We start from the raw sequence: 9,562 nt of genomic DNA, 5'->3' as shown, positions 1-9,562 counted from the left end.
AGGAACAAAATAATGATCGCGCGCGTCACAACTGTTGCTTTTCGCGGTCTAGAAGCAGTGCCTGTTGATGTACAAGTTATGGTTTCCTCTGGTAAAATAGGGATGGCCATTGTTGGATTAGCAGATAAGGCAATCGCAGAAAGTCGTGAACGTGTGCAAGCAGCTCTTCATGCTTGTGGACTTTCCATGCCTAATAAACGAGTTACCGTTAATCTTGCGCCAGCTGATTTACCTAAAGAGGGATCGCATTATGATTTGCCAATAGCAGTAGGTTTAATGCTCGCTATGGGACTTCTTCCTTCAGAAGTAGCACAAGATTACATTATTTTAGGCGAATTATCACTTGATGGATCTATTACAGCGGTTAATGGTGTTTTACCAGCCGCAATGACAGCTTTATCTTTCGATAAAGGACTCATTTGTCCTTATAAATGTGGATCTGAAGCAGCATGGGCAAATGGAGAGATGAATATTCTCGCTCCTGAGACTCTCCTCACTATGGTTAATCATTTTAAAGGAACTCAAATTCAAAAACGTCCACAACCACACCAATATATAATTGAAACTGATCTTCCAGATCTTTCAGAAATCAAAGGACAAAAAATTGCTAAACGTGCATTAGAAGTTTGTGCAGCTGGACGACATAATCTTTTATTTGTAGGCCCTCCTGGTGCAGGAAAATCTATGTTGGCTCAGCGCTTGCCTTCCATTTTACCACCCCTTGATAGCTCTGAACTGTTAGATGTTTCTCTGATTGCTTCTATTGCAGGAAAGACAATACATAATACAATTTCACTCCACTGTCCTTTTCGTGCTCCACATCATTCTGCTTCCATGGCAGCAATGATAGGTGGTGGTATTAAAGGACGACCAGGAGAAGTTTCTCTTGCACATAATGGTGTTTTATTTCTTGACGAATTTCCTGAATTTTCTCCACAAGTTCTTGATTCTCTTCGTCAACCTTTAGAGAGTGGAGAATGTGTTATCGCGCGTGCTAACAACCATATCAGTTATCCTGCACGCATCCAGCTTATTGCCGCTATGAATCCTTGTCGATGTGGTATGGCAGGAGAAAAAAATCATGTTTGCGCTAAAGGAATACGCTGCCAAATCGATTATCAGTCTCGCATTTCTGGTCCTCTACTCGACCGAATTGATTTACGGATTGATGTTCCTGCTTTAACTGCTATGGATCTTATGGAGCCAGAAGAATCAGAGAAAAGCTGTGATGTTGCAAAACGCGTCGCACGATGTCGTGCCATTCAAACTAAACGTTTTAAGACATTAGGCCTTGACCATATTCGCACCAATGGTGATTGCCCTGCCAAAATCATTGAGCAAATTGCTATTCCTGATGAAAATGCAACAACACTATTACGCGATGTGAGTGAAAAGATGCATCTTTCTGCACGCGCTTATCACCGTATTCTCAAAGTTGCACGTACCATTGCTGATCTTGATGAAGCAGATAACCTTTCACGACATCATCTTGCAGAAGCTATTTCTTATCGACTAGGGAATGAAAAGCTAACAGCTCTTACCTAAAAACATCCGTCAATAAAAACTAACTGGAAAATAACGCAAATAAAGTTCTGCAAGCTTACCATCATCTTCTAGAGCTTTTAAAGCATAATTGAGCATATTAACTAATTTTGCGTTCTCTGCTGAAACAGCAATTTGCATTCCCTCTCCCAATAACTGTGGAGCTATATATGCACCTCCCACAAAATAGCAACAATCAGCTGACTTTGGATCATTTAACCATAAAGATAAGGCAAACCCATCATCAAAAATAAGATCAATTTTATGATCCTGTAGCGCTTTATAGAGCTCTTCTCTACTCTTAAACCCCTGCCATTTAGCATCAGGAAAATAGCTATGAAATAATTCTTCGTGAGCGCTCCTCAACAAAAACCCGCTATTTAAATGGGCAAGCCTATTGCTTATTGGCTCATCGAGATTCACAGGTAGAGAAGCAACAAATCGAGCAGGAAAACGCAAATAAGTTTGGGTAAAAACAAGATCTTTCTGCGTTTTTACTGTTTCTCTTAAACCAGCGATAATCGCTTCTGCACCACCACTTTTGACGCGATCCACAAGTTCTTCCCAAGGAACAACTTCTACCTCACAAAGTTTTTCAAGTCTTAATTTTAAGCAAATAGCGCGCAACAAATCGATATTATAACCTGCAAGGTGTCCTGTTTTGTCAAGAAAATTAAAAGGAGGAAAATCAAAAGTTGTTACAAAACGTAGACGACTTACACCTGTTATATTAGGTTGTTCCAAATATTCATGCGAATTAAAAAAAAGGGGTAATCTTCCAGTCGTTTCAGCTCCAGCTGAGGATGAAACGAAAAATCCCCATGCTATAAATAATGCACAGATAAAAGTATTTAGCATATTCATAAGTTTATTCATTTAAAACTTTTTCTCCCAGATTTTTCAAAACTAAAAAATATAACTTTTCTCAGTCACACTATTTAATTCACTCAGCTGAAATATATGGGACTTCAATCAATTAAAATACTTAGTATTCTCTTAAATTGTCAAAAAATATAATAATTTCTTGTATTTATCAAAGAACACTTAAATTTGCTGAGTGCACAAACCTACAAGACGGAAATATGGCATCATTAAATAACCTCACAAACATTCATCCAACCTTTTACATATAATGAAAAGTAATGCAGAAATAAAAAAACGAATGGCAATATTTTATCAAGTCAATTACTATAAATCGGGCGCAAGGAACGCTTATAAATTGTACAAATTGATGTTAGTCGATTTGACATATATTTCTGTTATCATCACACATAGACTATAACACCTCTCACTCTTCGTGTAATTTACAGCATTCGAATAGCGATCGTTTCCCGCCCCTTTACAACCATTAACACTTCATGGAGATAAAGCTTCATAAAAACAAATATAACAAAATAATATAACATTATTTACGTGCCAAAAATCATTCTATCTTATTCTGACAGATGTTGAATATAAATCTGATATACGGTAAATGTTCAATGTGGTTATTCCATAAATAACTGACCAGAACATTAGGCTCAAAAAATGCTGATGAAATGTCGCAAATTAAATACAGAAATGGATTAACTTATGAGTGATGAAACAATCTCACCAGTAGAAGGTGATGGCTATGATGCCGCTTCCATCAAAGTTCTCAAAGGTCTTGATGCTGTGCGCAAACGTCCTGGTATGTATATCGGCGATACAGATGATGGCTCAGGCTTGCACCATATGGTTTATGAAGTTGTAGACAATGCGATTGATGAAGCCTTGGCTGGTCATGCAACTCTTGTAAATGTTACCCTCCACGCTGATGGCTCCTGTTCCGTTCGTGATAATGGACGTGGTATTCCTACCGATATTCATCCAACAGAAGGCGTTTCAGCAGCCGAAGTTATCATGACACAACTTCATGCTGGTGGAAAGTTTGACCAAAACTCTTACAAAGTTTCGGGAGGACTACATGGCGTTGGAGTTTCTGTTGTTAACGCACTGTCTGTTTGGTTACAACTTCGAATCAGGCGCAATGGCAAAATTCACGAAATGTCATTTACCCATGGAGTTGCTGATTCTCCACTGAAAATTGTCGGTGATTGCGACATAGAAAGCGGCACAGAGATCAGATTTTTACCAAGTCCTAAAACTTTTACCATGGTCAAATTTGATTTTGAAACCTTAGAACGTCGTTTACGGGAATTGGCATTTTTAAATTCTGGTGTGCATATCCTCCTTGTTGATCAACGCCACGCTGACGTTCAATCAGTTGAATTACATTATGAGGGTGGATTAACTGAATTTGTCAAGTATATTGACCAATCAAAAAAAGTGCTTCTTGATGCTCCTATTTACATTGTAAATGAAAAAGATGGGATGAGTGTTGATGTTGCTCTATGGTGGAATGATTCTTATCATGAAAAGGTATTATGCTTTACCAATAATATCCCTCAACGTGATGGTGGAACCCATTTGGTAGGCTTCCGTAGTGCTCTAACCCGCCAAATTAATGGCTATGCTGAATCTTCAGGTATTACAAAAAAGGAAAAAGTGAATCTAACTGGTGATGATTGTCGTGAGGGTTTAACGGCTATTCTTTCAGTCAAAGTTCCCGATCCAAAATTTTCTTCGCAAACAAAAGATAAATTAGTTTCCTCTGAAGTACGACCTATTGTTGAAAATTTAGTGAACGAAGGCCTCTCTGCATGGTTGGAAGAACATCCTAATGAAGCAAAAGTTATCACAAATAAAGTGGTAGAAGCTGCTGCAGCTCGTGAAGCAGCACGCAAAGCACGTGAGCTCACACGACGAAAAGGGGCACTCGATATTACATCTCTACCTGGGAAACTTTCTGATTGTCAGGAACGCGATCCAGCAAAATCGGAAATATTTATCGTTGAGGGAGATTCGGCTGGTGGCTCAGCAAAAAGTGGGCGTTCGCGTCAAAATCAAGCAATTTTGCCCCTGCGCGGTAAAATTCTCAATGTTGAACGAGCACGCTTTGACCGCATGCTTTCATCTGATATGATTGGAACTCTTATCACTGCTCTTGGAACATCCATTGGTAAAGATGAATTTTCTCTAGATAAGCTGCGCTATCACAAAATCATCATTATGACTGATGCAGATGTTGATGGTGCACATATTCGTACTTTACTTCTTACATTCTTTTTTAGACAAATGCCCGAATTAATTGAGCGCGGACACCTCTATATTGCTCAACCACCTCTTTACAAAGTGACACGCGGAAAGTCTTTTCAGTATATTAAAAACGAAGTAGCATTCGAAGAATTTTTAATTGATGCTGGTCTAGAAGAAACGACGTTAAAATTATCGATGGGAGAAGTTCGTGCAGGTGCTGATTTACGTCAAATCGTCGAAGAGGCTCGTGTCTTACGTCAACTTTTAAACGGTTTGCACACCCGCTACAATCGCAATATTGTTGAGCAAGCAGCGATTGTTGGAGCTTTTAATCCTGAAGCTTTTATCACTCCAGAAAAAGCTCAAAAAACAGTCGATAATATAGCACGTCGTCTTGATTTAATCGCAGATGATATGGAGTGTGGTTGGCATGGCCAATATGCATCGAATGGTAATTTGTGTTTTGAACGCGTTTTACGTGGAGTTAAAGATATTATTACCATCGATGCAGGCCTTATTAATTCAGCTGATGCGCGCCAAATTGATCGCATTTCTCAAAATTTCATGGAAATATATAACTCTCCCCCTTTCCTTCATCGCAAGGATAAGTCAGAACGTATCTTGGGTCCTATTAGCCTGTTAGAAAGTATTTTTAAAAATGGTAAAAAAGGCATCATTTTACAACGTTATAAAGGCCTTGGAGAAATGAATGCCGAGCAGCTTTGGGAAACGACTCTTAATCCTGATGCACGTGCTCTTTTACAAGTTAAAATCAATGATGCAACCGACGCGGATTCACTTTTTTCTCGCTTAATGGGTGATGAAGTTGAGCCTCGACGAGCTTTTATTCAAGATAATGCTTTGAGCGTTGCCAATCTTGATATCTAAAGTTATTTTTTTATTTCTGGTTGTATGAACATCGCGGGTTTTATACGTTGCCTTTTCGTATTTGAACGTTCCTTTTATACTTCATTTACGATCAAAATAAGAAAGGTCATACACATGACAACTGAAACGGAACGTGTAGGAACCAAAGGTGGCATGGAGTACTCCTTTGGCTTTAAAAGAGTTGATGAAGCACAAAAACAATCTATGGTTGATAATGTATTCCATTCGGTTGCTGAAAATTATGACAAGATGAATGATGTTTTGTCACTTGGTCTACACCGTGTATGGAAAAACGCTATGATTACATGGCTCTCGCCACCAGCTCTTTTCAATTGGAAAGTTCTTGATGTAGCTGGAGGGACTGGTGATATTGCCTTTCGTATTCTTAACGCTTCACGACAACAAGCCCGTGTTACAGTGCTTGATATTAATGGCTCAATGCTCAACGTTGGCAAAAAACGCGCACAAAAAAACGGACTAGCTTCTCTGATTAATTTTGTGGAAGCGAATGCAGAGAACCTACCTTTTGAAGATAAAAGTTTTGATGCTTATACAATCGCTTTTGGAATCCGCAATGTACCTCACATTGATCAAGCCCTTAGAGAGGCTTTTCGTGTTTTAAAACCAGGTGGACGTTTTTTATGTCTAGAGTTTTCAAATGTTGAAATGCCTCTACTTGACAAAATTTACGATCTTTGGTCTTTTCACGTCATTCCCAAACTTGGACAATTTATTGCAAATGATGGCGATGCATATCGTTACCTGATCGAATCTATTCGTAAATTCCCCAAACAAGATGATTTTGCCCATGTGATAAATAATGCAGGTTTTTCGCGAGTATCCTACCGCAATCTCACGGGTGCAATCGCAACATTGCATTCAGGCTGGAAGATTTAAAAATGGTGCAAATTTCCACTTATTTTCAACTAATACGCACAGGATGGGTTTTAGCACGTGAAGGTGTTTTAAGTGCTCTTCCCCATGATAATCTGCAAGGATTTCCAGCGTTTTGCCACCATTTAGCAGGTATACTAGCACGACGCAAAACGAAAAAAAAGCGACGATCTGAAAATATTTCATATGCCATCAATAGGCTCGGTCCCTCTTACATAAAACTCGGTCAATTTCTTGCGACAAGACCTGATGTTGTTGGGCGTAACCTTGCAGAAGATTTGGTTCAATTACAAGATCGTGTTCAAACATTTTCCTGCACCGCTGCCATTACCCAAATTGAGAGTTCGCTTGGCCGTTCTATCGATGATTTATTCATAAATTTTTACCCGCCTATTGCTGCCGCTTCTATTGCCCAGGTTCATCCAGCTGAATGTTATGATGAAGTAGGTCATAAAAAAAAATGTGCTGTTAAAGTCATTCGTCCCAATATCAGAACACGTTTTGCCAAAGATCTTAGAAGCTTTTACCTCATTGCTCATTTACAAGAACGTTATATCCCTGCTTCTAGACGCCTTCGTCCTATTTGTGTCGTTGATACTTTGGCACAAAGCACACGTATTGAAATGGATTTACGGTTAGAAGCAGCTGCCATATCAGAAATGGCTGAAAATATTCAACATGATAAAGGCTTTCGGGTACCACAAATTGATTGGGAGCGAACAGGACGCAATGTTTTAACAATGGAATGGATTGATGGTATAAGAATATCTGATATTCCTGCACTCAAAGAAGCTGGCTTTGATTTGCAAATGCTTGCAATTACACTTATTCAATCCTTCCTCCGACACACATTGCGTGACGGTTTCTTTCATGCTGATATGCATCCTGGTAACTTATTTGTTGATCAAAAAGGATGCATCGTTGCTGTTGATTTAGGAATTACAGGTAGGCTTGGCAAAAAGGAAAAACATTTCCTTGCTGAAATTCTTTATGGTTTTATTACCCGTGATTATCATAGAGTGGCACGCGCTCATTTTGAAGCAGGATATGTACCTGCACACCATAATATTGAAAGCTTTGCTCAAGCTAATCGAGCCATTGGAGAACCGATTCACGGACAATCAGCGCAAAGCATTTCCATGGCTAAGTTACTCACACTATTGTTTGAAGTCACTGAGTTATTTGATATGCAAACGCGACCTGAACTTTTACTCCTACAAAAAACTATGGTTGTCGTCGAAGGTGTTGCCCGCACATTAGATCCAACGTTTAATATGTGGAAAGCCTCTGAACCAGTTGTTAAAGAATGGATGGAAAAAAATTTAGGGCCTATAGGACTTGCAAAAGACTTTAGTGAAGGGGCGCAAACTCTTCTTTCTCTAGCACGTAAGACACCAGAATTTGTACAAAACTTTCAACGTATGGAAGAAGACCTCAAACAAATAGTAGAAACAGGATTTCGCCTTTCTCCCATCACCCTCAAGCAACTTGCTATCGAACAAAATCGCGCCAACCGTTATAGTCGCTATAGCTTGCTCATCATTGCATTTTGTTGCGGTTGTCTCACTTTTTTACTTTTTCATTTTTTTTAAAATGTTCAATATGTTAGAAAACAGCCATGATAAAATTATTGCAGTCACTTAATTTTTTTTAGGGTAAGCTTTATGGCTAATATTACCATCCGTAATCTTTCACCTGAAGCCAAGGAATCTTTGCGCATACGTGCTGAGAAAAATGGCATTTCAGTGGAAGAGGAAGCCCGTCGCCTTTTAAGTATTCCCACAACTCCAGGCACATTATTACTTCAAGAAAATACTATAGAAGTGCAATCATTACAATCAAAATCCATCCTTCTTATTATTGGTGGCAGTATCGCAGCTTATAAAACACTTGATTTAATTCGTCGTTTGCAAGAACGTGGAGCATGCTTAAGTATTATTATGACACAAGCAGCTCAAAAATTTATCACCCCTTTAGCAGCTGAGGCTTTAAGTGGCAGTATTGTATATAGCGATTTATTTTCACGTGAAGAAGAACATGATATTGGCCATATCCGTCTAGCACGTAATGCTGACTTAATTATTTTAGCACCAGCTACAGCAAATCGTATTGCAAAAATAGCCACTGGCATAGGAGATGATCTGGCCAGTTGTGTACTTTTAGCAGCACGCTGTCCAATTTTGATTGCTCCTGCTATGAATCCAGCTATGTGGGCACATCCAACAACTGTTCGCAATATTAAACAACTGCGTGCAGATGGAGTTTATACAGTAGGACCAGAAATTGGTAAAATGGCTGAGCGCGATGAAGCAGGCTGCGGACGTATGAGTGAACCCCTAACGATTGTTGCCTCAGTGGAAGCTCTTTTAAGTACAGAAGAAAAAACACTTTCTGATCGCCATTTCGTTGTTACCGCCGGCCCCACCCATGAGCCAATTGACCCTGTACGGTATCTTGCCAATCGCTCTTCGGGAAAACAAGGATACGCCATTGCAAGAGCTCTCGCGCATTTAGGTGCTAAAGTAACACTGATTTGTGGACCAGTTCATATCGATGACCCACAAGAACAGGAAATAAAAACTATTCATGTTGAAACAGCATGTCAAATGTTACAAGCTGTTCAGGCTGCATTGCCTGCCGATGGAGCTATTTTTGTTGCAGCCGTTTGTGATTGGCGCAGCCAAACGAAATTTTCACACAAGATAAAAAAAAGTATTAATAAAGAGCCTCCATCTTTTTACATGGTTGAGAATCCCGACATTTTAGCAACGATTGGGCATGCTCCAAACCGCCCTCCCCTTGTGGTTGGTTTTGCTGCTGAAACGTGTGATCTCATTGTTAATGCACAAAAAAAATGTATCGAAAAAGGAGCTAATTTTATTCTTGCTAATGATGTTTCTCTTGGTGTTGATGGCACAAGTGTTATGGGTGCTGATACAAACCAAATTTGCTTAGTCAGTAAAGAAAATATTGAACAATGGCCACATATGAGCAAACAACAAATAGCTCAAAAATTAGCAAGTGTTATCGTCTCATTTTTTAGTTCGCATACTAATAAGAAAATTGATTCTACAAAATAGAGGCAGATAATGCATCCGTAGATCAATCAACCCAATGCTAC

At 39.2% G+C, this 9,562-nt stretch carries 6 protein-coding genes; 5 read left to right on the top strand and 1 reads right to left on the bottom strand.

Annotated elements, in window-relative coordinates:
• Nucleotides 1–12: 12 nt before the first annotated feature.
• Nucleotides 13–1,545, top strand: a complete 1,533-nt coding sequence (locus WCP78_RS01345; protein ID WP_336278719.1) for a YifB family Mg chelatase-like AAA ATPase — start codon at nucleotides 13–15, stop codon at nucleotides 1,543–1,545.
• Nucleotides 1,546–1,554: 9 nt separating this feature from the next.
• On the opposite strand, the gene WCP78_RS01340 is transcribed toward WCP78_RS01345, so the two are convergent.
• Complete coding sequence (locus tag WCP78_RS01340) at nucleotides 1,555–2,418, bottom strand: ABC transporter substrate-binding protein (RefSeq protein WP_336278718.1); 864 nt, start codon at nucleotides 2,416–2,418, stop codon at nucleotides 1,555–1,557.
• A gap of 696 nt (nucleotides 2,419–3,114) precedes the next feature.
• On the opposite strand from WCP78_RS01340, the gene gyrB reads away from it, so the two are divergent.
• The 4 genes from gyrB to coaBC all read left to right on the top strand — a co-directional run bounded on the left by gyrB (nucleotide 3,115) and on the right by coaBC (nucleotide 9,521).
• On the top strand, nucleotides 3,115–5,547 hold the full coding sequence (gene gyrB, locus WCP78_RS01335) for a DNA topoisomerase (ATP-hydrolyzing) subunit B (protein WP_336278717.1): 2,433 nt from the start codon (nucleotides 3,115–3,117) through the stop codon (nucleotides 5,545–5,547).
• Between the two features lie 114 nt (nucleotides 5,548–5,661).
• Nucleotides 5,662–6,444 carry a bifunctional demethylmenaquinone methyltransferase/2-methoxy-6-polyprenyl-1,4-benzoquinol methylase UbiE gene (gene ubiE / locus WCP78_RS01330; protein WP_336278716.1) on the top strand — a complete coding sequence of 261 codons (783 nt, stop codon included), beginning with the start codon at nucleotides 5,662–5,664 and terminating at the stop codon, nucleotides 6,442–6,444.
• Between the two features lie 2 nt (nucleotides 6,445–6,446).
• Complete coding sequence (ubiB, locus tag WCP78_RS01325; RefSeq protein ID WP_336278715.1) at nucleotides 6,447–8,033, top strand: 2-polyprenylphenol 6-hydroxylase; 1,587 nt, start codon at nucleotides 6,447–6,449, stop codon at nucleotides 8,031–8,033.
• A 72-nt stretch (nucleotides 8,034–8,105) separates the two neighbouring features.
• The gene (gene coaBC, locus WCP78_RS01320) at nucleotides 8,106–9,521 is read left to right on the top strand and encodes a bifunctional phosphopantothenoylcysteine decarboxylase/phosphopantothenate--cysteine ligase CoaBC (protein WP_336278714.1); all 1,416 of its coding nucleotides are present in this window, start codon (nucleotides 8,106–8,108) and stop codon (nucleotides 9,519–9,521) included.
• Nucleotides 9,522–9,562: the final 41 nt, after the last annotated feature.

This window comes from Bartonella occidentalis (assembly GCF_037070875.1).
In the GTDB taxonomy this organism is placed as follows: domain Bacteria; phylum Pseudomonadota; class Alphaproteobacteria; order Rhizobiales; family Rhizobiaceae; genus Bartonella.
The sequence above is the reverse complement of the archived record's forward strand: the minus strand, read 5'-3'. Positions and strand labels throughout refer to the sequence as shown.